Annotated in this window: 23 protein-coding genes; 17 read left to right on the top strand and 6 right to left on the bottom strand. The window is 42.0% G+C overall.

Annotation, left to right across the window (positions count from 1 at the left end; genetic code table 11):
* Window positions 1–32: 32 nt before the first annotated feature.
* The 6 genes from glyS to dnaA all read right to left on the bottom strand — a co-directional run bounded on the left by glyS (window position 33) and on the right by dnaA (window position 9231).
* The gene (gene glyS, locus AC1HJP_RS17340; RefSeq protein WP_480362840.1) at window positions 33–2102 is read right to left on the bottom strand and encodes a glycine--tRNA ligase subunit beta; all 2070 of its coding nucleotides are present in this window, start codon (window positions 2100–2102) and stop codon (window positions 33–35) included.
* Between the two features lie 2 nt (window positions 2103–2104).
* A complete protein-coding gene (gene glyQ / locus AC1HJP_RS17335; protein WP_058028283.1) occupies window positions 2105–3004 on the bottom strand; it encodes a glycine--tRNA ligase subunit alpha in 900 nt (299 codons plus the stop codon).
* A gap of 178 nt (window positions 3005–3182) precedes the next feature.
* Window positions 3183–5606 carry a DNA topoisomerase (ATP-hydrolyzing) subunit B gene (gene gyrB / locus AC1HJP_RS17330; protein ID WP_480362839.1) on the bottom strand — a complete coding sequence of 808 codons (2424 nt, stop codon included), beginning with the start codon at window positions 5604–5606 and terminating at the stop codon, window positions 3183–3185.
* Between the two features lie 15 nt (window positions 5607–5621).
* On the bottom strand, window positions 5622–6707 hold the full coding sequence (gene recF, locus AC1HJP_RS17325; RefSeq protein ID WP_480362838.1) for a DNA replication/repair protein RecF: 1086 nt from the start codon (window positions 6705–6707) through the stop codon (window positions 5622–5624).
* A gap of 3 nt (window positions 6708–6710) precedes the next feature.
* Complete coding sequence (dnaN, locus tag AC1HJP_RS17320) at window positions 6711–7814, bottom strand: DNA polymerase III subunit beta (protein ID WP_480362837.1); 1104 nt, start codon at window positions 7812–7814, stop codon at window positions 6711–6713.
* 19 nt (window positions 7815–7833) lie between these two features.
* Window positions 7834–9231, bottom strand: coding sequence for a chromosomal replication initiator protein DnaA (gene dnaA, locus AC1HJP_RS17315; protein ID WP_480362857.1), 1398 nt, complete (start codon window positions 9229–9231; stop codon window positions 7834–7836).
* Window positions 9232–9783: 552 nt separating this feature from the next.
* Between dnaA and rpmH the strand changes: the two genes are divergently transcribed.
* The 17 genes from rpmH to atpG all read left to right on the top strand — a co-directional run bounded on the left by rpmH (window position 9784) and on the right by atpG (window position 24957).
* Complete coding sequence (gene rpmH / locus AC1HJP_RS17310; protein WP_008488847.1) at window positions 9784–9918, top strand: 50S ribosomal protein L34; 135 nt, start codon at window positions 9784–9786, stop codon at window positions 9916–9918.
* Between the two features lie 6 nt (window positions 9919–9924).
* The gene (rnpA, locus tag AC1HJP_RS17305; protein ID WP_058031496.1) at window positions 9925–10353 is read left to right on the top strand and encodes a ribonuclease P protein component; all 429 of its coding nucleotides are present in this window, start codon (window positions 9925–9927) and stop codon (window positions 10351–10353) included.
* Between the two features lie 81 nt (window positions 10354–10434).
* Window positions 10435–10728, top strand: coding sequence for a membrane protein insertion efficiency factor YidD (gene yidD / locus AC1HJP_RS17300; protein WP_480362836.1), 294 nt, complete (start codon window positions 10435–10437; stop codon window positions 10726–10728).
* A gap of 8 nt (window positions 10729–10736) precedes the next feature.
* The gene (gene yidC / locus AC1HJP_RS17295) at window positions 10737–12380 is read left to right on the top strand and encodes a membrane protein insertase YidC (RefSeq protein WP_480362835.1); all 1644 of its coding nucleotides are present in this window, start codon (window positions 10737–10739) and stop codon (window positions 12378–12380) included.
* 151 nt (window positions 12381–12531) lie between these two features.
* Entirely contained in the window at window positions 12532–13896 is a 1365-nt protein-coding gene (gene mnmE, locus AC1HJP_RS17290; protein ID WP_480362834.1) for a tRNA uridine-5-carboxymethylaminomethyl(34) synthesis GTPase MnmE, read from the top strand.
* 663 nt (window positions 13897–14559) lie between these two features.
* Window positions 14560–15003 (top strand): FMN-binding protein MioC, encoded by a 444-nt coding sequence (gene mioC, locus AC1HJP_RS17285; protein WP_480362833.1) that lies wholly within the window; start codon window positions 14560–14562, stop codon window positions 15001–15003.
* A gap of 425 nt (window positions 15004–15428) precedes the next feature.
* Window positions 15429–17318, top strand: a complete 1890-nt coding sequence (mnmG, locus tag AC1HJP_RS17280) for a tRNA uridine-5-carboxymethylaminomethyl(34) synthesis enzyme MnmG (protein WP_138633460.1) — start codon at window positions 15429–15431, stop codon at window positions 17316–17318.
* A gap of 16 nt (window positions 17319–17334) precedes the next feature.
* Window positions 17335–17955, top strand: a complete 621-nt coding sequence (rsmG, locus tag AC1HJP_RS17275; RefSeq protein WP_480362832.1) for a 16S rRNA (guanine(527)-N(7))-methyltransferase RsmG — start codon at window positions 17335–17337, stop codon at window positions 17953–17955.
* A 12-nt stretch (window positions 17956–17967) separates the two neighbouring features.
* Window positions 17968–18753 carry a ParA family protein gene (locus AC1HJP_RS17270; RefSeq protein WP_480362831.1) on the top strand — a complete coding sequence of 262 codons (786 nt, stop codon included), beginning with the start codon at window positions 17968–17970 and terminating at the stop codon, window positions 18751–18753.
* 14 nt (window positions 18754–18767) lie between these two features.
* A complete protein-coding gene (locus AC1HJP_RS17265) occupies window positions 18768–19724 on the top strand; it encodes a ParB/RepB/Spo0J family partition protein (RefSeq protein ID WP_480362830.1) in 957 nt (318 codons plus the stop codon).
* Between the two features lie 138 nt (window positions 19725–19862).
* A complete protein-coding gene (locus AC1HJP_RS17260; RefSeq protein ID WP_480362829.1) occupies window positions 19863–20243 on the top strand; it encodes an ATP synthase subunit I in 381 nt (126 codons plus the stop codon).
* 15 nt (window positions 20244–20258) lie between these two features.
* The gene (atpB, locus tag AC1HJP_RS17255; RefSeq protein WP_058031484.1) at window positions 20259–21119 is read left to right on the top strand and encodes a F0F1 ATP synthase subunit A; all 861 of its coding nucleotides are present in this window, start codon (window positions 20259–20261) and stop codon (window positions 21117–21119) included.
* A 56-nt stretch (window positions 21120–21175) separates the two neighbouring features.
* A complete protein-coding gene (gene atpE / locus AC1HJP_RS17250; RefSeq protein WP_058031483.1) occupies window positions 21176–21409 on the top strand; it encodes a F0F1 ATP synthase subunit C in 234 nt (77 codons plus the stop codon).
* A 54-nt stretch (window positions 21410–21463) separates the two neighbouring features.
* Window positions 21464–21934: a F0F1 ATP synthase subunit B gene (gene atpF, locus AC1HJP_RS17245; RefSeq protein ID WP_058031482.1), complete on the top strand. Its 471-nt coding sequence runs from the start codon at window positions 21464–21466 to the stop codon at window positions 21932–21934.
* A 15-nt stretch (window positions 21935–21949) separates the two neighbouring features.
* On the top strand, window positions 21950–22483 hold the full coding sequence (atpH, locus tag AC1HJP_RS17240; protein ID WP_480362828.1) for a F0F1 ATP synthase subunit delta: 534 nt from the start codon (window positions 21950–21952) through the stop codon (window positions 22481–22483).
* A 14-nt stretch (window positions 22484–22497) separates the two neighbouring features.
* Complete coding sequence (atpA, locus tag AC1HJP_RS17235) at window positions 22498–24039, top strand: F0F1 ATP synthase subunit alpha (protein ID WP_138483147.1); 1542 nt, start codon at window positions 22498–22500, stop codon at window positions 24037–24039.
* Window positions 24040–24096: 57 nt separating this feature from the next.
* A complete protein-coding gene (gene atpG / locus AC1HJP_RS17230; RefSeq protein WP_058031479.1) occupies window positions 24097–24957 on the top strand; it encodes a F0F1 ATP synthase subunit gamma in 861 nt (286 codons plus the stop codon).
* Window positions 24958–24961 lie beyond the last annotated feature (4 nt).

The raw sequence follows: 24961 nt of genomic DNA, 5'->3' as shown, positions 1-24961 counted from the left end.
GGTTGGCTTTTTAAGTTTTTTGGTCAATTCAACTAGTTCTGTAAAACAGAGATATCCGCTGTATTTAAGAATAAACGACTTAACTGACTTAGCAGTGCTAAACGGTTATTTTTAACCGCTTCATCGTCAGCCATTACCATCACGTTATCGAAGAAGTTATCTACCGCTTCACGTAGGCTTGCCAGTTGCGTTAGTGCACCTTGATAATCACCTGCAGCGTACACTGGAGCTAGCGCTTCGGTTAACTCTGCAACTTGTGCTGCTAGTACTTTCTCAGCGTCTTCAGCTAATAAAGCGTTGTCTACAGCTGCATCGCTCGTCACATTATTCTTAGCAAGAATATTGTTTACACGCTTATTCGCCGCAGCCAAGCTTTCAGCTTCAGCCAATGTACGGAAGTGACTTACCGCTTTAACACGACGGTCGAAATCAGCCGGTGAAGATGGACGACGCGCTAATACAGCTTGGATCACATCAACACTGATACCTTCATCTTGATACCAAGCACGGAAACGACCTAGCATAAATTCGAATACATCTTCAGCCACATTGTCATTGCTTAACTTGTCAGCAAATAATTCCTGAGACTTAGCAACGATGTCATGAATGTCTAACTTAAGCTCTTTCTCAACCATGATGCGAAGTGCGCCAATAGCTGCACGACGAAGTGCGAACGGGTCTTTATCACCTTTTGGTGCTTGGCCAATACCAAAGATACCTACTAACGTGTCGAACTTATCAGCCAAGGCAACAGCATAGCTGATAGGATTAGATGGTAAGTTGTCACCTGCAAAACGCGGCATATATTGCTCGTTTTGTGCTAAAGCAACTTCTTCCGCCTCGCCGTCGATACGAGCGTAATGCATACCCATTACACCTTGTACGTCAGTGAACTCCATAACCATTTCAGTCATTAAGTCTGTTTTACTTAATAGACCTGCACGCTCAGCTAATACCTTGTCTGCACCAACTTGCTCAGCGATATAACCCGCTAATGCCGCAATACGCTCTGACTTGTCTTTTAAAGTACCAAGCTGCTTTTGGAACAATACGCTGCCTAAAGACTCAAGACGGCTTTCAAGGGTTTTCTTTTTATCTGTTTCAAAGAAGAATTGTGCATCAGCTAGACGAGGACGAACAACCTTTTCGTTACCTGAGATAACCACACTTGGATCTTTACTTTCGATGTTAGACACGAATAGGAACTTATTAATTAAGTTGCCTGCTTTGTCTAATAACGGGAAGTACTTCTGATCGTCCTTCATAGTATAGATAAGCGCTTCGTCCGGCACAGCTAAGAATTCTTCTTCGAATGACGCTGTTAGTGTAACTGGCCACTCAACAAGTGAAGTCACCTCTTCAAGTAAGTCTTCATCCATTGCCACAACCGCGTCAACAGCCGCTGCTGCTTCTTCAATTTGTGCTCGAATTTGTGCTTTACGCGCTTCGTAGTCTGCAACAACATAAGCTGACTTAAGCGTTTCGAATACCTCATCAGCGTGGTTTACAGTTACACGTGCTGGATGATGGAAACGGTGACCTTGCAGTTCATTACCGATCGTTTTCCCTAGTACTTCACCTTGTACTTGTGTGCCACCAAGAAGTGCAGCCACAGTATGCACAGGACGAATAAACTGTGTTTTATTCGCGCCCCAACGCATAGGTTTTGGAATAGGCAATTTAGCCAGCGCTTTGTTAATTGCATCTGCAAGTAGCTCTGTAGCCGCTTGACCTTTTACTGTCGCACGGTGAAGTAACCAAGCGCCCTTTTCTGTTTCTAGCGTCTCAGCTTCGCTCACTTCGATACCACAGCCACGCGCCCAACCCATGGCCGCTTTAGTTGGGTTACCTTCAGCATCAAAAGCTGCCTTAGTCGCAGGACCACGTTTTTCTACAACTTTATCTTGTTGTTCAGTCGCAAGCGCTGAAACCTGTAAACCTAAACGGCGTGGTGATGCATACCAGTTGATGCTTTCGAAAGATAACTCTAATGCTTTCAACTCTTCAGTTAGGTTGTCTGCAAAAGCCGTCGCTAGTTTGCGCAGTGATTTTGGTGGTAACTCTTCAGTACCAATTTCTACTAATAAATTTTCAGTTGTCATGATCAGTCCTTACAAAGCGGGAAACCAAGCGCTTCACGCGCTTCATAATATGCCTGTGCACAAGCTTTAGATAATGCGCGTACACGAAGGATATAACGTTGACGCTCTGTTACTGAGATAGCATGACGGGCATCTAATAAATTAAAGGCATGAGATGCTTTCATTACCTGCTCGTATGCTGGCAGTGGTAAACCTGCTTCAATCAGTTTTTCACTTTCTTTCTCACACTGATCAAACTGTGCAAATAAAGCATCAACATCAGCGTGCTCAAAGTTATAAGTCGACTGCTCAACTTCGTTCTGATGGAATACATCACCATAAGTGACTTTACCCATAGGTCCATCAGTCCATACTAAGTCATAAATACTGTCTACACCTTGTATATACATAGCAAGACGTTCAAGACCGTAAGTGATTTCGCCAGTTACCGGTGCGCATTCTAAGCCGCCCACCTGTTGGAAGTAGGTGAACTGAGTTACCTCCATACCATTTAACCACACTTCCCAACCAAGACCCCAAGCACCTAGTGTTGGTGATTCCCAGTTGTCTTCTACGAAACGAACTTCATGCGTTAACGTATCGATGCCCATCGCAGCTAGAGAGCCTAAGTACAACTCTTGAATATTATCTGGAGATGGCTTTAACACAACTTGGAATTGATAATAATGTTGAAGACGGTTTGGGTTCTCACCGTAGCGGCCATCTGTTGGGCGACGACACGGTTGCACATAAGCACTCGACATTGGCTCTGGACCAATTGATTTTAAGAATGTCAGTGGGTGGAATGTACCCGCGCCTACTTCCATATCAAGTGGCTGTGCGATCACACAGCCTTGCTGTGCCCAGTAATCCTGTAGTGCCAGGATCAAGCCTTGAAAGGTTTTTAAATCGTATTTTTGCATAGTTGGCTTAATTTAATTTGGCTCATTGCGCATAGTGGAGCTCACAGAGTGGCTATTAGCGCAGGGTTTTGTGATTGAAAATTATGCTCAGTATACCGCGTGCTGTGCAGGGTTTTAAGCATCAAACATAAAAAAAGGCGGGAAAACCCGCCTTTTTAAATATTATTTTAGAACTCGATTAAACGTCTAAGTTCACAACACGTAATGCATTGCTTTCGATGAACTCACGACGAGGTTCAACTTGGTCACCCATTAGTGTCGCAAATAATTGGTCAGCCGCAATGGCATCTTCAATGGTTACCTGAAGCATGCGACGAGCACCTGGATCCATCGTTGTTTCCCAAAGCTGGTCTGGGTTCATTTCGCCCAATCCTTTATAGCGTTGTGTATACAAGCCACGCTTAGATTCACTCACTAACCAATCAAGACCTGATACAAAGTCAGTAACTGGGTGCGTCTTCTCACCACGTTGTACGTAACCGCTCTCTTCCATCAAGTTCGCCATTTGCTTACCTGTGTTTGCGATGCGCACATAATCTTTAGACGTAATGAAGTTGTAGTCTAGTGTATAAGCTTTATCAACACCGTGCTGACGGATCTTAACCACTGGGTAGTACATATGACGCTCTTCGTCATACGCTACTTCAGCATTAAAGATAGTTGCATCTTCATCTTTTTCTACAAGGTCAGCCACTAAACGTTCTGTCCAGCTTGTTACTTTGTCTTTATCAGATAGATCTGCTTCTGTGATCTCAGGTTGATAGATTAGACGATTTGTTACTGATGCTGGGTATTTACGATTTAATCGCTCTAACACTTCTACCGTTTTCTGATAATCATAAACGATATTTGCTAGTGCATTGCCTTCAATTGCAGGAGCACCTTCAGCAGGATATAACGCTGCACCATTTAGTGCTAATTCTAACAAGTAACCAGTAAGCGCATTTTCATCTTTAATGTACTGCTCTTGCTTACCTTTCTTCACTTTATAAAGTGGCGGCTGAGCAATATACACATAACCACGTTCAATGATTTCTGGCATCTGACGGTAGAAGAAGGTCAATAGTAGCGTACGAATGTGCGAACCATCGACATCAGCATCGGTCATGATGATGATACGGTGATAACGCAGCTTTTCTGGGTTATATTCGTCACGGCCAATACCACAACCAAGTGCAGTAATAAGCGTTGCAACTTCTTGAGAAGATAGCATCTTATCAAACCGTGCTTTTTCAACGTTCAGAATTTTACCTTTCAGCGGCAGGATTGCTTGGTTCTTACGGTTACGACCTTGCTTCGCAGAACCACCCGCCGAGTCACCCTCCACTATATATAGTTCAGAAAGTGCAGGGTCTTTTTCTTGGCAGTCAGCCAGTTTGCCTGGTAAACCTGCTAAGTCCATAGCACCTTTACGGCGAGTCATTTCACGCGCTTTACGCGCCGCTTCACGCGCTCGAGCTGCATCAATAATTTTGCTTACTACCGTTTTAGCATCACCTGGGTTTTCTAGTAAGTATTCAGTTAGCTTTTCAGCCATTGCTTGTTCTACAGCAGATTTAACTTCACTTGATACAAGTTTATCTTTGGTCTGTGAAGAGAACTTTGGATCAGGCACTTTAACACTTACAACAGCGGTTAAACCTTCACGCGCATCATCACCTGTCGCGTTGCTTGCTGTTTTCGCTTTCTTGTTAAAGCCTTCTTTTTCCATGTAGTTGTTCAGCGTACGAGTCAGTGCAGCACGGAAACCCGCTAAGTGAGTACCACCGTCACGCTGAGGAATATTGTTCGTGAAACAGTAAATGTTTTCTTGGAAACCATCATTCCACTGCATTGATACTTCAACACTAATGCCATCTTCACGCTCAGAAGTGAAGTTGAATACATTCTGATGTACAGGTGTTTTCTTACGGTTTAGATATTCAACGAAAGCTTGAATACCACCTTCATATTTGAAGTGGTCTTGCTTATTCTCTTCACGCTCATCAGTCAGGATAATACTCACACCCGAGTTAAGGAATGAAAGTTCACGAAGACGTTTTGCAAGAATATCGTAGTGGAAATTTGTATCAGAAAAAGTTTCAGCACTTGGCCAGAAGCGTAACTCAGTACCCGTAGTTTCAGATTCACCAATCTCCGCTAGCGGAGCATCTGGTACGCCCATGGTATATTTTTGCTGGTGAAGTTTACCTTCACGACGGATTGTAAGTTGCAACTTTTCAGATAGCGCGTTTACTACTGAAACACCTACACCGTGAAGACCACCTGATACTTTATATGAGTTATCATCGAATTTACCACCGGCATGAAGCACCGTCATGATAACTTCGGCAGCTGACACCCCTTCTTCAGGGTGAATAGAGGTAGGAATACCACGTCCATTATCTCGAACTGATACAGAACCGTCAGTATGAATAGTTACGAAGATATCATCACAATAACCAGCTAATGCTTCATCGATTGAGTTATCTACTACTTCGAATACCATATGATGAAGACCAGTGCCATCATCTGTATCCCCTATATACATTCCCGGACGCTTTCTTACCGCATCCAATCCTTTCAGTACTTTAATACTGGACGAATCGTAATTTTCAGACATGGGTTTCTTCCAATTTTATGTTGTTAAACTGCCATGTTTCACGTGGAACATTTTCTTTTCTCTTTGTATTGGTTCCACAACAGCAGAAATACTTTCAGCAGTAATAGCCGTAATAAATAGCTGTGACTGACATAATTTTAATAATTCAGCCACACTAGTCATCGTTTCTTCCCCTAGCTCTGAGGGTAAATCATCGATTAGCAATATTGACTGCTTTTTTGTTTCGGTCTCAATTAAAGTGTTCTGCGTAATCTTTAACGCATACAACAACAGTTTTAACTGACCCCGAGAAAAAATATTTTCTATACTATGACCATTTATATAAAAGCTAAAATCAGCTTTATGCGGCCCTTTACTTGTATAGCCAAGCTTAACATCACGCTCAAAGTTAGCTTTTAACGTACTTGCTAAGTCTTCTTTCCAACCAGCATCATAACGTAATTCTAGGCCAGAAAATATAGGTATTTGACCCACTATTTTATCAAAAAAATACGCATTAAACCTCTCTATATAGGCTTTTCTTGCGATATTTATTTGATCAGCCACCTTAACGAATTCAACGTCCCAGAATTTGATTTGCTCGGCGTAATTATGTGGACGAGATTTAAGGAGAGCATTGCGTTGCTTCAGAATCTTATTAAACTGACGCCAGGCATTAAAAAAAGATTGTTCCACGTGGAACACACCTAAATCTAAAAATTTTCTGCGCTCTTTCGGGCCACCAAAAAACAACTCGTAGCTTTCAGGTGTAATAACTTGCACTGGTAAAAGTTGCGCCAGCTCAGAGATTTTTCTACTGGCTTGACCTTGTATTTTCAGCTGTGTTTCACCCTGCTTATTCTTACTAATACCTACAGGTATAGACAAGTTAAGGTGTTGTTTTTTTGCATGTACAATACAAGCGTCTTGCTCGTAATGAATAAGGAGTTTCTGCTTGTTAGTACGAAAAGATTTACCGTGAGAAAGAAAATAGATGGCTTCGAGGAGACTGGTTTTTCCACTGCCGTTTGCGCCATAGATGATATTAATGTCTGCGCTTGGCTGAAAAGATAAAGCCTCAATATTTCGAAAATGATTGAGGCTAATATGATTCAAGCTCATAAACTATAGACGCATTGGCATCACAACATACACTGCATCATCTTGGCTTACGCCCTCAATTAATGCACTTGAGTTTGAGTCAGATAAAGTGAACTGAACATCTTCAGTTTTTAGAGTATTAAGTACGTCTAAAACATAAGAAACGTTAAAACCAATTTCTAAGTCATCGCCTTGATAACCCACTTCAACCACTTCTTCTGCTTGTTCTTGTTCAGGGTTGTTTGCTGTGATCTTCAATAAGCCACTTGATAAATTAAGGCGAACACCACGGAACTTTTCATTCGATAAAATTGAAACTCGTTGAAATGCACTACGTAACCATTCACGGTTTGCAGTCACTAATTTATCGCCTCCACGAGGAAGAACACGACGATAATCAGGAAAACGACCATCAACTAATTTACTAGTAAACGTAAACTCACCATCAATTAGGCGCACATGATTCGCACCAAACTGAATTGTAATTAACTCATCGTCAGCTGGTAAAAGGCGCATAATTTCTTGTACACCCTTACGAGGAATAATTAACTGACGTTGTGTATTCAAGGATTCAGATAATGGCTGTGAAGCGATTGCTAGACGGTGACCATCAGTAGCAACGGTTTTAATTTCACTGTTATCCACTTCAAATGACATACCGTTCAAATAATAACGAACATCTTGGTTAGCCATTGAAAAATGCGTGCTTTCGAGTAAACGTCTTAACTCTAAACGGGTCGTCTTGAATTCAACTTCACCATCCCACTGTTCGAGGTTTGGAAAATCTTCAGCAGCTAAAGTCGTTAATGAAAAGCGACTTTTTCCACTGGTCAGAAGCACCTGATGTTCTTGCATCGAAAAAGTGAGTTCTGAACCATCAGGTAAGCTTTTACAGATATCGAGTAGCTTCTTAGCCGGCAAAGTCAGTTTGGCGTCTTCAGCTGGGTTTTCAAGATGTGAACTTGCAACCAATTCAATCTCTAAATCAGTACCCGTCATCGCCAACACACCGTCTTTAATTTCTAACAATACATTAGAAAGAATAGGTAGCGTGTGTTTGCGCTCAATGGCACCAGAAACCTGCATTAACGGCTTTAAAAATTGCTCTCTTGAAATTGTAATTTGCATAATAAATTAAGCCCGAAAATTAAGACGACAATGTTCTAATTAAATTTTGATAATCTTCTTTTACCTCATGACTTTCGTCACGAAGAGATTTTACCTTACGGCAAGCATGTAACACAGTGGTGTGATCTCGACCACCAAATGCATCACCAATTTCAGGTAAGCTGTGGTTTGTTAATTCTTTAGATAACGCCATCGCCACTTGTCTTGGTCTTGCAACCGAACGACTACGACGTTTAGATAATAGATCAGAAACACGAATACGATAGTACTCGGCAACAGTACGTTGAATGTTATCGATCGTAACCAACTTATCTTGTAGTGCTAATAAGTCACGCAGTGCTTCTTTTACGAAATCTATCGAAATTGGACGACCTGTGAAGTTTGCATTTGCAATCACACGGTTAAGCGCCCCTTCTAATTCGCGTACATTTGAACGCAATTTTTTCGCGATAAAGAAAGCCACTTCATGCGGTAAATTAATATTACTTTGCTGTGCTTTCTTCATCAGGATTGCCACTCGCGTTTCAAGTTCAGGTGGCTCAATGGCAATGGTTAAACCCCAACCAAAACGAGATTTTAATCTGTCTTCTACCCCTTCAATTTCTTTTGGGTAACGGTCAGAGGTTAAAATAATTTGCTGGTTACCTTCTAATAAAGCATTAAAGGTATGGAAAAACTCTTCTTGCGAACGCTCTTTGTTTGCGAAGAATTGAATGTCATCTATCATCAAAGCATCAACGCTGCGGTAATAACGCTTAAATTCTTCAATGGCATTATTTTGTAGGGCTTTAACCATGTCTTGAACAAAACGTTCAGAGTGCATGTAAACAATTTTGGCATCTTTTTTCTTTTCCATGATGCCATTACCCACCGCGTGTAAAAGGTGAGTTTTACCTAAACCTGTACCACCATATATAAAGACAGGATTGAACGCATTACCCGGATTGTCGGCCACTTGCGTTGCAGCCGCTTTAGCTAACTGGTTTGATTTACCTTCAACGAAGTTATCAAACGTATAGTTTTCTTTAATATTAGATTTATAACCAGATTTAGGTGCAGGCTCTACTTTTTGTTCAGCAACAGGCTGAGCTGTTACTTGAGCTTGTTCGCTGCTAGTTGCTTGAGGTGAGACATTATTAGTCTGCTCTGAAGCAGTATTTACTTGAGCGGCCGCAGGAGTGCCAACGTCAAAACGCAACTCTGGCGCTTCATCACCACAAATTTCAACCAATAACTCATTGATTCGATTAAGGTATTTTTCTCTAACCCAATCTAAAACAAAGCGATTAGGTGCATAAATGGTCAAAGTATCATCGGTACTCTCTGCTTGCAGTGGCCTGACCCACATACTAAATTGCTGAGATGGCAATTCATCTTGCAACACATATAAACAACTTTGCCAAACAGACAGATACACGCTGAACAACTCCAATGGGTTAATATTCCCGTACATAGTAAAGAGTACAAGAATTGATTAATTATTATCACAAAATATAAGTGGAAGCCGGGTATTATGAATTGATCTTATCCACAACTTCAATATTGACTTTTGCAAAAACTAGGATCTTGTTGATAAAAATAATTAAACAACTGTTTTATAAGAGTTTTTATTTTAGATCCGAACAATAGATCATAACAAAAAACAACCAAGATCACACGCGATAATTGTGATCAATTTAAGTTTTCCCAAGCTTTTGTTCAGATTGACCCCAAGACCTGTGGAAAACCCAAATAAGATCAGATCCTTCAAGATCTGCTATCCTTTTTATCTCGATCACAGGTATAATGCAGCCGCTTTTATATAGGGCGAATCAAGTTGATTATTTTTACAACTATTTTACCCTGTAAATGAGATTATCATTGACTTTCGTCGTCCTCGGCATTAATATCTCGCGCTCGCAATGGCACCTGTGCCAGGATCGCGACCTGCATAGGATGTTTTAACCTTAACCGATCGGATGGAATTGTTATGAAAAGAACTTTTCAACCTAGCGTATTAAAGCGTAAGCGTACTCACGGTTTCCGTGCACGTATGGCTACTGCTAACGGCCGTAAAGTTTTAGCACGTCGTCGTGCTAAAGGTCGTAAAGTACTTTCTGCTTAATCATTAGTGGAAAGCTTTAGCTTTGGCAGGGAGTTACGTCTGTTAACTCCCTCGCACTACTCCCGCATATTCAATGAACCTGCTCGTGCAGCAACACCCTTCTTTACTTTATTAGCTAAACCAAATGAAGCTGGTCAACCAAGACTAGGTCTCACTGTTGCTAAAAAACGTTGTAAACTGGCTGTTCAAAGAAACCGCATTAAACGCCTTGCCCGTGAGAGCTTTCGTTTAAATCAACATAAACTTGATAACATCGATATTGTCTTGATGGTTAAATCTGGTGTTGATGAACAATCAAATGAAGAGCTAACTAAACAGCTTAATAAACTTTGGTTAAAAATAAATGAACGTTGTAAGCCAGGTGCTCCAAAACCTAAACCTTACAAAAAGCGTCCTTATAAAGGTAAGAAACCAGCTAAAACTCAGCAAAAGTAGTGTATTAAACTTCTGCTGAATAGCTTTACCCCCCTATTTAAGGTATCTTTAGCTCACCTTTTAAACATTCAATGCGTGACCATGGCACAAGCTAAAAAAAAGTTGACCATTGCATGGCTATTAAGCCTGCCGAAACTTGCTTTAATTGTGCTGATTAAAGGCTATCAAAATTTTATTAGCCCGTTACTTGGTCCTCACTGTCGCTTTAATCCAACTTGCTCCAGTTATGCAATTCAGGCAATTAATTGTCATGGATCGATAAAAGGGAGTTGGTTAGCGCTCAAACGCATATTAAAATGTCACCCTTTAAGCGCAGGTGGGGATGACCCCGTACCTGAGAAGTCCAACAAAGTTAAACACCAACACGAGAAATAAGAGCTGTTATGGAATCACAACGCACGTTTTTATTTATCGGTTTATTGCTTGTGTCGTTTTTATTGTTCCAAGAGTGGAATAATGAAAAACTTCAAGCGAATGCCGATACCAGTGCCACTACACAACAAGTCACTGCACCTTCTTCATCAATCGCGCAAGATGATGATGTGCCAGCATCAACTCAAAACGATGTACCAGCCGCAGTTACTAAAGCAGTTCGTTCAGTTATCACAGTTAAAACTGACGTACTAGATGTAAAAATTGACACCAAAGGCGGTGATGTTGTTGAAGCGAAGTTATTACAACACGCAGAAACACATGGCAGCGATACTCCTTTCCTATTGTTAGGTGAATTTGAAGGCCGCCAGTATATTTCACAAAGCGGTTTAATTGGATTACATGGTCCGGATGCAAACCCTGAAGGTCGCCCTGTTTATACCGCGCCACAAAAAGCGTATGAACTATCAGGCGATGAGTTACGTGTCCCACTGACTTTTGTTGATAGCAAAGGTGTTCAGTACACAAAAACTTATGTATTCAAGGCTGGAAAATATGATGTTGGTCTAGAGTACAGTGTTAACAACGGTACTGAAAACCCAATACAAGTTCAGCTATACACACAAGTTAAACGTACTGTGCAAGCTAAAGGCAGCATGGTCGACCAAACATACTTAGGTGCAACGTATGGTACTTCTGAAGAGCCTTATGAAAAATATAGCTTTGAAGATATGGCTGAAGCAAACCTAAATAAAAACACCCAAGGTGGTTACATTGCCTTTATTCAGCACTACTTCTTAAGTGCGTGGGTACCAGATCAGTCGGTAAACAATACCATTTACACTTTACTGCGTAATAACCAAGGTATCATTGGTATTAAAGGTGATGCAGTAAATGTACAAGCAAATACGACTGCGACTATCAACTCTACTTTCTACATGGGTCCAAAAGATGGCGACACACTTGAAGCCCTTCATGAAGACCTAGATTTAGCAGTAGACTTTGGTTGGTTATGGTTTATTTCTCAGCCATTACTTGTACTTCTAAAACTACTTTATAGCTTCATCGGTAACTGGGGTGTGGCAATTATTGCTATCACTATTTTAGTTAAGATGGCACTTTACCCACTGACTAAAGCACAGTACACGTCTATGGCTAAGATGCGTGCACTACAGCCTAAAATGCAGCAATTAAAAGAGCGCTATGGTGATGACCGTCAAAAGATGGGTCAAGCCACTATGGAGCTTTACCGCAAAGAGAAAGTAAACCCTATGGGTGGTTGCTTGCCGTTATTACTGCAAATGCCTATTTTCTTAGCGCTATTCTATGTATTCCTAGAGTCACCTGAATTACGTCATGCTGAATTCATGTTCTGGCTAACAGACCTATCAGCAAAAGACCCATACTACGTATTACCGATTCTATTTGGTGCAAGTATGTTCTTAACGCAGAAACTGCAGCCTATGACTGTGACTGATCCTATGCAACAAAAGATGATGACGTACATGCCAATCGTATTTACGTTCTTCTTCATCTTATTCCCATTCCCATCAGGTCTAGTACTTTACTGGTTAGTATCAAACTTGATCACCATTGCACAGATGCTTTACATCTACCGTGGTATGGAAAAACAAGGGATCAAAGTTCGCGACTAATCGCCTACTTTAAACATTCCAAAACGCCTGCTTATTGCAGGCGTTTTTGTTTCAGCCTTTACAACTCTTATTTCCTAATAGCAGCCAATCTGGCTGACACTGATGCTTTAGAGTACAATTGCAGTATTGTAATTGCTCAGCAAAAGAATCCATGATTAATCAAGACACCATAGTCGCACAAGCTACCGCGCCCGGTCGTGGTGGTGTAGGCATCATCCGAGTTTCGGGTAGCTTATCTACTCACGTAGCCGAAAAGATTTTAGGCAAGTGTCCAAAGCCTAGATATGCTGAATATCTTTCTTTCAATAGCCTTGCGGGTACGCAGCTTGACCAAGGTATTGCCCTGTTCTTCAATAACCCTCACTCTTTCACTAGCGAAGATGTATTAGAGCTTCAAGGCCACGGTGGACCTGTTGTAATAGACATGCTGTTAAAAGAGATATGTCAGATTGAAGGCGTACGTTTAGCGCAACCTGGTGAGTTCTCAGAACGCGCATTCTTAAACGATAAAATGGATCTAACCCAAGCTGAAGCCATTGCAGACTTGATCAATGCAACCAGTGAGCAAGCAGCAAAAAGTGCCCTACACTCGCTGCAAGGAGACTTCTCAAAACACATTCACACGCTGGTGGAAAAAGTCATTCACCTACGTATGTATGTTGAAGCCGCTATCGACTTCCCAGATGAAGAAATCGATTTTTTATCAGATGGTAAAGTTGCAGGCGACTTAGCAGCCATCATCACGCAACTCGATGAAGTGCGTCAACAAGCGAAGCAAGGCAGCATTATGCGTGAAGGTATGCGCGTGGTCATAGCAGGTCGTCCTAATGCAGGTAAATCATCGCTACTGAATGCCCTAGCAGGACGAGAAGCAGCCATCGTGACTGACATCGCCGGTACCACACGAGACGTACTGAGAGAGCACATTCACATTGATGGTATGCCACTACATATTATTGATACGGCAGGCCTGCGAGAAAGCCCAGACAAAGTTGAGCAAATCGGTATTGAGCGCGCATGGGATGAAATTCGCCAAGCCGATCATGTGCTATTTATGGTTGATGGCACAGATACCACAGAGACCGACCCAATGCAGATCTGGCCTGAGTTTATGCAGCAGTTGCCTGATGGCATGAAAGTGACTGTGATACGCAACAAAATCGATCTCTCAAATGAAGCGGTAAACCTTGATAAAGCAGGTCAGTATCCCCTACTTCGTTTAAGTGCTAAAAGCACCGAAGGTGTCGATTTACTCCGCGAACACCTTAAAGAATGTATTGGCTTTACCGGTGCAACTGAAGGCGGATTTATGGCAAGACGTCGTCATTTAGACGCCTTAGAGCGTGCTGCCGAGCATTTAGATATCGGACAAACGCAGCTAGAAATGCATGTAGCTGGTGAGATCTTGGCTGAAGAATTACGCCTCACTCAACAACATTTAAATGAGATCACCGGTGAATTTAGCTCAGATGATCTACTTGGTAAGATCTTCAGCTCATTTTGTATCGGTAAATAACAGTATACCCGCTCAAAAGCGCCGCATTTCCCCTATTGTGGCGCTCATTTCCCTAAAAGCCTGCCCATTATTTCATCGAGTTAAGCAAAAAACCTTAAACTCTTCTCATCGCAGTGCTGCAGAACGGCCAACGTTTGAGCCTTCCTTGTATTAAATCAGACGAAAAACGTCACCAAAAAGCGATCTCATTCGAGAAAAAACAAACCTCAGAGCCGTTCAACCAGCAAAGCACACTTTGATCAGACCAATAAATAGACCTTTGATCATCTTATTCGGATCTATTTTTAGAATTTATAGAACATTTAATTATATAAACTTATTTTTTAGATCCAAAAGTAAGTGAAGTAAAATGAACAAGATCGAGTTACACACAAGCACTCTATCCACATTGCTAAAATATCACCACAAAAACCTAAAAGAAGATCTTTTTAAGCCCGTTTACCCACCTAATAAAATAAACTAGACTCAACTTTCACTCAGTTTATCCACAAATTAACAACGAAAAAACAACAAGGAATAAATTATTAATTGATTACAAATCATAAACTTAAGTTAAAAACGCTGATTTCATAGCCATTAAAAGTTATCCCAAGTTTAAATCCCCCCTTTACTTCTTCCACAGGCACATTATGATAGCCGCTCAAAGTAGATAGGATGAGTTAAATGCCGCAAGTCGACATCATTGTAGGTAGCCAGATGGGATCAGCGGAATATGTCGCTGAGCAACTTCAAGAAGCTCTTGAAGATCAAGGTTTCGAAACCGTGTTACATGAACAGCCAAACTTTGATGATTGCCAACAGCCAAACTGGCTGGTGGTAACCTCTACTTATGGTGCTGGAGATTATCCAGACAATTTACTGTCATTTATTGAGCAAATAACAGCGCAATCTTCTTTGTCACAGCTCAAACATGCAGTTGTCGGCATTGGCGACAGTAGTTACGATACATATAACTATGCTGCAAAGAACTGTGATGCACTGTTAAAAAGCAAAGGATCACAGTCTTTATTAGCACCATTAGAAATCAATGTGCTTGATGAAGCCTTGCCAGAAGATACAGCTTTAGCTTGGTTGCCAAACTTGATCGATAAATTGGCAGATAATTAGAAAGATCTTTTACACAGAAGTTATTCACAAAATCCCCATATATAAGATCGGATTGTGGATAACCCTTGATCTAACTGCTGATCTACGCATACTTATCCCTTGGATAAATATTTCTCGATCTGAGGCTGTGAATAAAACACCGATTTGATCAACGCTTATACCGAGTAAGATCCGATCTAATTCACATCTATTGATCTGATCTAAGTTTATGCTTTTAAAGATGTAGTTAGAGTTACACACAGATCTTACGATCACTAATAGTAAGATCTAATAAAAGATCTTTAAAAAGATCCTTATATATATTTAGTGATCACATTTTCGTATTTTCTAGGTTGTTTAATATTTAAGCGTTTCACTTCTGAGTTTTTCTAGGTAGAATACGCATCCTTTCAAAATTCACCGGTTGTTTAAGTAGGATCCCGTAGATGATTTATCATGAACATTTTGATGTAATAGTTGTTGGTGGCGGTCATGCAGGTACAGAAGCTGCATTAGCGGCTGCACGCATGGGCATGAATACCCTATTGTTAACCCATAATATGGATACTTTAGGCCAAATGTCATGTAACCCAGCAATTGGCGGGATCGGAAAAGGACATCTGGTAAAAGAGATCGATGCACTTGGTGGTGCAATGGCCAAAGCGATCGACAAAGGCGGGATCCAATTTAGAACTTTAAACTCGTCTAAAGGCCCAGCTGTTAGAGCAACACGTGCACAAGCTGATCGCGCACTTTATAAAGCAGCGATCCAAGACATTTTGCAAAACCAAGAAAACCTGAAGATCTTCCAACAGTCTTGTGATGATCTCATTGTTGAACAAGATCAAGTTAAAGGCGTCGTGACTCAAATGGGTCTACGTTTTAGTGCGCAAAGTGTTGTATTAACTGTTGGTACATTCTTAGGTGGTCAAATTCACATTGGTTTAGAAAACTTCTCTGGCGGTAGAGCCGGTGATCCTCCTTCTATCGCATTAGCAAAACGCTTAAGAGAACTACCATTCAGAGTTGATAGACTTAAGACGGGTACTCCACCACGTATTGATGCCCGTACAGTTGATTTCTCAGTGATGCAAGAACAACCTGGTGATACGCCAACACCGGTATTCTCTTTCATGGGTAAGCAAAGCGATCACCCACAACAGATCCCTTGTTACATTACTTATACCAATGAAAAAACCCATGATGTGATCCGTGACAACTTACATCGCTCACCAATGTATGCGGGTGTCATTGAAGGTATTGGTCCACGTTATTGCCCATCTATTGAAGATAAAGTGGTTCGCTTTGCTGATAAAGAAAAACATCAAATCTTTGTTGAGCCAGAAGGCCTAACATCTTATGAGCTTTATCCTAATGGCATTTCGACAAGCCTGCCGTTTGATATTCAGCTCGATATTGTTCGTTCAATTAAAGGGTTTGAAAACGCGCACATCTGTCGCCCGGGTTATGCGATTGAATATGACTTCTTTGATCCGCGTGATTTAAAGCAGTCTCTAGAAACTAAGTTTATTAATGGTCTATTCTTCGCCGGTCAGATCAATGGCACAACTGGTTATGAAGAAGCCGGTGCACAAGGTTTGATCGCAGGTATGAATGCGGCATTACAAGTGCAGGGCAAAGATGCCTGGACACCTCGTCGCGACCAAGCTTACACAGGTGTACTGATTGACGACCTCGCAACATTAGGTACTAAAGAACCGTACCGTATGTTCACTAGCCGTGCTGAATACCGTCTATTACTGCGTGAAGACAATGCTGATCTTCGCTTAACAGAGAAAGGTCGTGAACTAGGCTTAGTCGATGATGAGCGCTGGGCGGCTTTCAATGAAAAACTCGAAGTGATGGAACAAGAAACACAGCGGGTTCGCAGTACTTGGATCCATAAAGATCACCCAGCACTCGATCAAGTTAATGCGCTGCTTAAAAAGCCATTAACGCGCGAAGCAAGTTTAGAAGATCTGATCCGTCGCCCGGAAGTCGCACAAGCTGATCTATATAAAATCGAAGGGCTTGGATCTGAATCTGACAACTGGCAGGCATTAGAGCAAGTTGAGATCCAAACCAAATACGCAGGTTATATTGCACGTCAGCAAGATGAAATCGAAAAACTGATGCGTCATGAAGAAACGCAAATACCTGCAGACTACGACTATAGCCAAGTAAGTGGCTTATCGAATGAAGTGGTTGCCAAGCTTTCTGATGCCAGACCGCAAACTATTGGTCAAGCATCTCGTATTTCTGGTATCACCCCAGCAGCGATTTCGCTATTATTAGTCTATTTGAAAAAGCAGGGCTTACTTCGTAAGTCAGCATAAGCCGCAAGGGTAGACTGTGTTACAACCATTACTGACTTCTTTATTAGCACAAACGGATATTGTGCTAAGCGACAAACAACAGCAACAACTGGTTGCTTATGTCGAATTGCTTGATAAATGGAATAAAGCCTACAACTTAACTTCTGTGCGTGATCCGAAAGAAATGATGGTGAAACATATCATGGATAGTTTAGTGGTAGCGCCTCACTTAACAGGCAAGCATTATATTGATGTAGGTACAGGCCCTGGCTTACCGGGCATTGTACTTGCCATTGCTTTACCTGATACTCAATTTGTATTACTAGATAGTTTAGGCAAACGTGTGCGCTTCTTAATGCAGGTGAAACATGCATTAGGGTTAGATAATGTCACGCCAGTACAGTCTCGAGTTGAAGAATATCAACCAAGTGTTAAATTAGACGGGGTACTAAGCCGTGCATTTGCATCATTACAAGATATGGTGCAGTGGTGTTCGCATTTAATTGATGACTCAGGTCGATTTATTGCTTTGAAAGGGCTATTCCCTGATGAAGAACTTGAAAATCTGCCTGCAGGTACCAAGTTCGAACAAGATATTAGTTTAGATGTGCCTAAATTAGATGCTGAGCGACATTTAATTATTCTGTCAAAAGACTAAGTTGAGGGTAAAGTGGCAAAAGTTATTGCAATCGCAAACCAAAAAGGGGGCGTGGGTAAAACAACCACCGCCGTAAACCTTGCCGCATCAATGGCCGCAACCAAACGCAAAGTATTACTTATCGATCTAGACCCACAAGGTAACGCCACTATGGGTAGTGGTGTTGATAAGTATGGCGAGGTTGCAACCATCTACGATTTGTTAATCGAAGAAACACCAATCAATGACGTGGTTTGTAAAGAAACGTCTGGCGAATACCATTTAATTGCTGCAAATGGTGATGTTACCGCAGCAGAAGTTAAATTAATGGAATTATTCGCTCGAGAAGTACGGTTAAGAAATGCCTTAGAGGCAGTTCAAGATCAGTATGAATTTATTTTTATTGATTGTCCGCCTTCATTGAATATGCTGACAGTCAATGCCATGGCGGCAGCGGATTCTGTTTTAGTGCCTATGCAATGTGAATATTACGCATTAGAAGGTCTAACTGCCTTGATGGATACCATCACTCAGCTTGCTAAGTTGGTAAACCCTAACTTACAAATTGAAGGCATTCTACGCACTATGTACGACCCGCGTAATCGACTTGCCAATGATGTGTCTGAACAATTAAAACAGCACTTTGGCGATAAAGTATACCGTACCGTGATCCCAAGAAATGTACGCTTGGCCGAAGCGCCAAGTTTCGGTGCGCCAGCCATGTATTACGATAGAGCATCAAGCGGTGCAAAAGCATATTTAGCATTAGCCGGTGAAATGTTAAGACGTAAAGAGCAGCAAACGGCTGCTGTTGCGTGAGAGGATAATAATAAATGTCAGTAAAAAAACGTGGTTTAGGTCGAGGCTTGGATGCCTTATTGAGTTCAGCAAAACCAGCTCCGGCTGTGCCTGTTGAAGTAGCTGCACCTGAACCTGAATTACCGGCCACTGCACCTGAGCAAGAAGTTGCATCGACAACCAGTACTTCACAAACCGATAATGAACTTCGTCGTTTACCAATCGAGTGGCTTCAGCGTGGCAAATACCAACCACGTAAAGACATGTCTGAAGAAGCGCTAGAAGAACTTGCCAGTTCAATTCGTGCGCAGGGCGTACTGCAACCTGTTGTCGTGCGCGAAATTGCCCATGAAAAGTTCGAAATAATTGCTGGTGAACGCCGTTGGCGTGCTGCACAGTTGGCACAACTCGATGTTATTCCATGTTTAGTTAAAGATGTTGCCGATGAAGCAGCGGTTGCCATTGCACTGATAGAGAACATTCAGCGTGAAGATCTAAATGCCATGGAAGAAGCGGCTGCACTTGAGCGTTTATTGAACGAATTTGAATTAACCCATCAGCAAGTTGCAGAAGCGGTTGGCAAATCTCGTACTACAGTCACCAATTTATTGCGTTTAAATAATCTTAATGATGATGTAAAAAAATTGTTAGAGCATGGTGACATCGAAATGGGTCATGCCCGTTGTTTACTTGCACTGACTGGTGAAGTGCAATCAGAAGCGGCTCGAACAGCAGTTGCAAAAGCGTTGACGGTTCGTGAAACAGAAAAATTAGTGCGTTCAATCCTCGAGCCAGCGGATAAAAAACAAACAAAAGAAAAAGACCCTGATGTCAAATTGTTAGAACAACAGTTGGCAGAAAATTTAGGGACGAAAGTTGAGATTAATTACAACCAAAAAGGCAAAGGAAAGCTGGTTATCTCCTATGCAAATCTCGATGAATTAGACGGCATTCTCGGTCGTATTCAACCAGATCTACAACAACCTTCCTAATGTTTGATTATTAGACGAAAGTGGCGCCGAAAAAGCGTCACATTTCGTCGCTGCAAGTTGCAAAATCACCAAAAATAAGTATAATTTCGCCAGTTTTCATACCCTGATAAATTTTTGCGTCATTAAGGTAAATGTAAAGTGACAAATTCGTTAGCAGGCCCTTACAGGCGTGCCGCATTAAAAGGTGTTTTACTTCAGGGTATCGTAGCAACAATCGCTGCAGTAATAGTTTTAGTTGGTTGGGGAGTACAAGCGGGCGTTTCAGCACTGGCTGGCGGCCTTATTTTGGTACTTCCTAATTTTGTGTTTGCTATATATGCGTTCAGATATATGGGCGCCAGTAGAGCAGAACAAGCGTTTGACTCGCTTAAGCGAGGCAACGGATTAAAATTTTTGATTACCTTGTGTTTGTTTGCACTAATATTTAAGCATTTTACTGTCATGGCTTTGCCATTTTTCTGCTGTTATATATTAGTGATGTTTGCACAGTGGTTTTCACCGATTTTTTTTAATCATTAACTTTTGGGATAAAACATGGCTGCAGAAGAACTGACTCTATCGAGCCATATTCAGCACCACTTGACCAATGCTAAGATGTGTTCAACCGATGCCGGTTTAGCCTTCAATAAAGCATGTGCGGATAGTGGGTTCTGGACATGGCACGTAGATACCCTCGCATGGTCAATCGGTTTAGGTCTTATTTTCTTATGGATCTTCCGTAGCGCCGCTAAAAAATCAACCACAGGTGTACCTGGTAAATTTCAGTGTTTCATCGAGATGATCGTTGAGTTCGTTGGCGACAACGTACGCGATACTTATCACGGTAACAGCAAACTGATTGCACCATTAGCCCTTACAATCTTTGTTTGGGTGTTCTTAATGAACCTGATGGACCTTATTCCTGTTGACTTCTTACCTGCATTTGCTGGTTTCGTTGGTGAAACTGCATTCGGTATGGATTCACACGATGTGTACATGAAAATTGTACCTACAACTGATATCAACATGACTGCTGCACTGGCTATCGGTGTACTTATTCTGATGATCGGTTATTCAATTCGAATCAAAGGTATCGGCGGTTTCATTGCTGAGTTAACACTTCACCCGTTTAGCTCAAACAATAAAGTTGCAATGATTTTCTTGATCCCTTGTAACTTATTACTTGAAACAATTGCATTAGTTGCTAAGCCATTCTCGTTAGCACTGCGTTTGTTCGGTAACTTATACGCAGGTGAGATGATCTTCATCCTAATCGGCGCAATTGGTTTAATGCAGTTACCACTGCACTTTATTTGGGCTGTATTCCATATCTTAGTAATCGTACTTCAAGCATTCGTATTCATGATGCTGACTATCGTTTACCTAAGCATGGCAAGTGCAAAAGATAGCCACTAATAATTTATAGATTTTTTTAACTTTAACTTTAACTTTAAGAAACTTTGGAGAAAAAAATGGAACTAGTAGAAGGTTTAAAACTTATCGCTGTAGCTTTACTAATCGGTTTTGGTGCTATCGGTACTGCAATCGGCTTCGGTAACATGGGTGGTAAATTCCTAGAAGCATGTGCTCGTCAACCAGAACTTGCACCTTCACTACAAGTTAAAATGTTCATCCTAGCTGGTCTAATCGATGCGGTAGCAATGATCGGTGTAGGTATCGCTATGTTCATGTTGTTCGCACTTTAATTTTTGATAATCACTTACGTAAGTCGAACAAATGTCATGTAAGGAGGAGCGGTTGTGAACTTAAACGCCACTCTAATAGGTGAATTAATTGCATTTACGGTTTTCGTACTTTTCTGTATGAAATACGTATGGCCACCGTTAAATGGTGCAATTGAAGCTCGCCAGAAAAAGATTGAAGATGGCTTAGCTGCCACTGATAAAGCTGAACAAGAACTTGAAGTTGCTCGCAAACAAGCTGCTGAGCAGCTTAAAGAAGCGAAAGCTCAAGCAGCTGATATCGTTGAACAAGCTAAGAAGCGTGCTGCGCTTATCGTTGACGAAGAGACAACGCGTGGTCAGCAAGAACGTGAAAAAATCATCGCTCAAGGTCACTCTGAGATTGAATCAGAGCGCAGCCGAGTTTCAGAAGAGCTACGCAAGCAAGTTGCTACGCTTTCTGTAGTTGGTGCTGAGCGCATTTTAGAGCGTGAGATTAACCAAGCTGCACACAGTGACATCGTTGAAAAACTTGTCGCTGAGCTTTAAGTAGGGGGTCTGAGCATGTCTGAATTGACTACTATCGCTCGCCCATACGCTAAAGCAGCTTTTGAACTTGCCGTTGAAAAAGGCAATGTTGAAGCATGGAATGAAATGCTGTTCTTCGCTGGTCAAGTGGCCAGCGATGAGCAAGCAAGTTCATTACTAGCTAGCATTCCAACAGCTGCAGAACAAGCTGATGTTTTCATCAAAGTTTGTGCTGAACAGCTCAACGAACAAGGTCAAAATCTTATCAAGCTGATGGCCGAAAATGAACGTTTAGCCGCCATCCCAGCAGTTGCTGAAATCTTTGCTGAATTTAAAGCAGAGTTTGATAAAGAAATCGACGTTGACGTGGTTTCTGCAACTGAACTTGCTGCTGAGCAGCAAGACAAACTGGTCGCGGCGCTTGAAAAACGTTTCGCACGCAAAGTTAAGCTGAATTGTAGCATCGACGAAACCGTTGTTGGCGGTTTAGTTATCAAAGCTGGTGACACCGTGATTGACGGAACTGTCCGAGGCAAGTTGGACCGCCTAGCGGTATCGCTACAATCGTAATTGGGAAAAAGAGCATGCAACTTAATTCCACTGAAATTTCTGCACTGATCAAACAACGTATTGAACAGTTTGAAGTTGTTAGTGAAGCACGTAACGAAGGTACTATCGTATCTGTTACAGACGGTATCATCCGCATCCACGGTCTAGCTGACTGTATGCAAGGTGAGATGATCGAGCTTCCTGGCAACCGTTATGCTATCGCACTAAACCTTGAGCGTGACTCAGTAGGTGCAGTAGTAATGGGTCCTTACGCTGACCTTAAAGAAGGCGTAAAAGTACAATCTACAGGTCGTATCTTAGAAGTACCAGTTGGTCGTGGTCTACTTGGTCGTGTTGTTAACACACTAGGTCAGCCTATCGATGGTAAAGGTGCACTAGACAACGACGGTTTCGAGCCAGTTGAAAAAATCGCACCAGGCGTAATCGAGCGTCAATCAGTAGATGAGCCAGTACAAACTGGTTATAAGTCTATCGATGCGATGATCCCAGTTGGTCGTGGTCAGCGTGAGCTAGTAATCGGTGACCGTCAGACTGGTAAAACTGCTCTAGCAATCGATGCTATCATCAACCAAAAAGACACAGGCGTTAAGTGTGTGTACGTAGCGGTTGGTCAGAAAGCATCTACTATTGCTAACGTAGTACGTAAATTAGAAGAGCACGGTGCACTTGAAAACACGATTGTTGTTGTTGCATCTGCTTCTGAATCAGCAGCGCTACAATTCCTAGCGCCATTTGCTGGTTGTACTATGGGTGAATACTTCCGTGACCGCGGTGAAGACGCGCTAATCGTATATGATGACCTGTCTAAGCAAGCTGTTGCTTACCGTCAGATCTCACTACTACTTAAGCGTCCACCAGGCCGTGAAGCATACCCAGGTGACGTATTCTACCTTCACTCACGTCTTCTAGAGCGTGCATCACGTGTAAACGCTGATTACGTTGAGAAGTTCACTAACGGTGAAGTGAAAGGTAAAACAGGTTCATTGACGGCATTGCCAATCATTGAAACTCAAGGTGGTGACGTTTCTGCATTCGTACCTACCAACGTTATCTCAATCACCGATGGTCAGATCTTCCTAGAAACTGACTTATTCAACGCAGGTATCCGTCCAGCTGTTAACGCTGGTATCTCGGTATCTCGTGTAGGTGGTGCAGCGCAAACTAAAATCGTTAAGAAACTAGGTGGTGGTATCCGTCTAGCGCTAGCTCAGTACCGTGAACTAGCGGCGTTCTCTCAGTTCGCTTCTGACCTTGACGATGCAACGCGTGCACAGCTTGAGCACGGTGAGCGTGTAACAGAGCTAATGAAGCAGAAACAATACGCACCAATGTCTGTTGCTGAAATGTCTCTGTCTCTATTTGCTGCTGAGAAAGGTTTCCTACAAGACATCGAAATCCCTAAGATCATGGATTTCGAAGAAGGCCTAATCGGTTTCGCAAACAGCACTTACGCAGAGCTAATGGCTCAAATCAATGAAACAGGTAACTACAACGCTGAGATCGAAGCGCAGCTTAAAGAACTTCTAGAGAAGTTCAAAGCAACGCAAACTTGGTAATTTAGTTATGGATGGTGAGTGTTCTTAGAATACTCACCTTGATTCGGAGAGAGAGTCATGGCCAGCGGAAAAGAGATTAAAAGCAAGATCGGGAGTATCAAGAATACTCAGAAGATCACCAGCGCAATGGAAATGGTTGCTGCTTCTAAAATGAAGAAAGCACAAGACCGTGTGGCTTCAAGCCGTCCATACGCTGAGAACTTACGCAAAGTGATCGGTCGTGTTGCTCAAGCAAATCTTGACTTCCATCACCCGTTCTTAGAAGAGCGTGATGTGAAGCGAGTTGGTTATATTGTTATCTCTACAGACCGTGGTCTATGTGGTGGCTTAAACTCAAACGAGTTTAAGAAAATCACACAAGACGTACAGGCGTGGAAAGAAAAAGGCGTTGAAGCTGAATTCGCTACTTTAGGTAGCAAAGCTGCTGGTTTCTTCCAACGTTTCGGCGGTGATTTACTCGCTAAGAAAGCGGGTCTTGGAGATGCACCTTCAATTCAGGACGTAATTGGTCCTGTAAAAGTAATGCTAGACGCATTCGCTGAAGGCAAAATTGACCGTTTATTCGTGGTATACAACAAATTCGTAAATACCATGAAGCAAGAGCCAACGATCGAACAGTTATTACCTTTGCCAAAAGCTGAAGAAGAAGTATCAGCTCACGCTTGGGATTACCTATATGAGCCGGGCCCAGAAGCGATCCTAGAGACGCTATTGGTTCGTTTCATTGAATCACAGGTTTACCAAGGTGTAGTTGAGAATGCTGCCTCTGAACAGGCTGCCCGTATGGTTGCGATGAAAGCCGCAACTGATAACGCAGGCGACCTAATGGATGAGCTGCAACTTGTTTATAACAAAGCCCGTCAGGCTGCAATCACACAAGAAATCAGTGAGATTGTAGGCGGTTCGGCAGCTGTATAACGCT

This window comes from Pseudoalteromonas sp. NFXS53 (assembly GCF_056629255.1).
The sequence above is the reverse complement of the archived record's forward strand: the minus strand, read 5'-3'. Positions and strand labels throughout refer to the sequence as shown.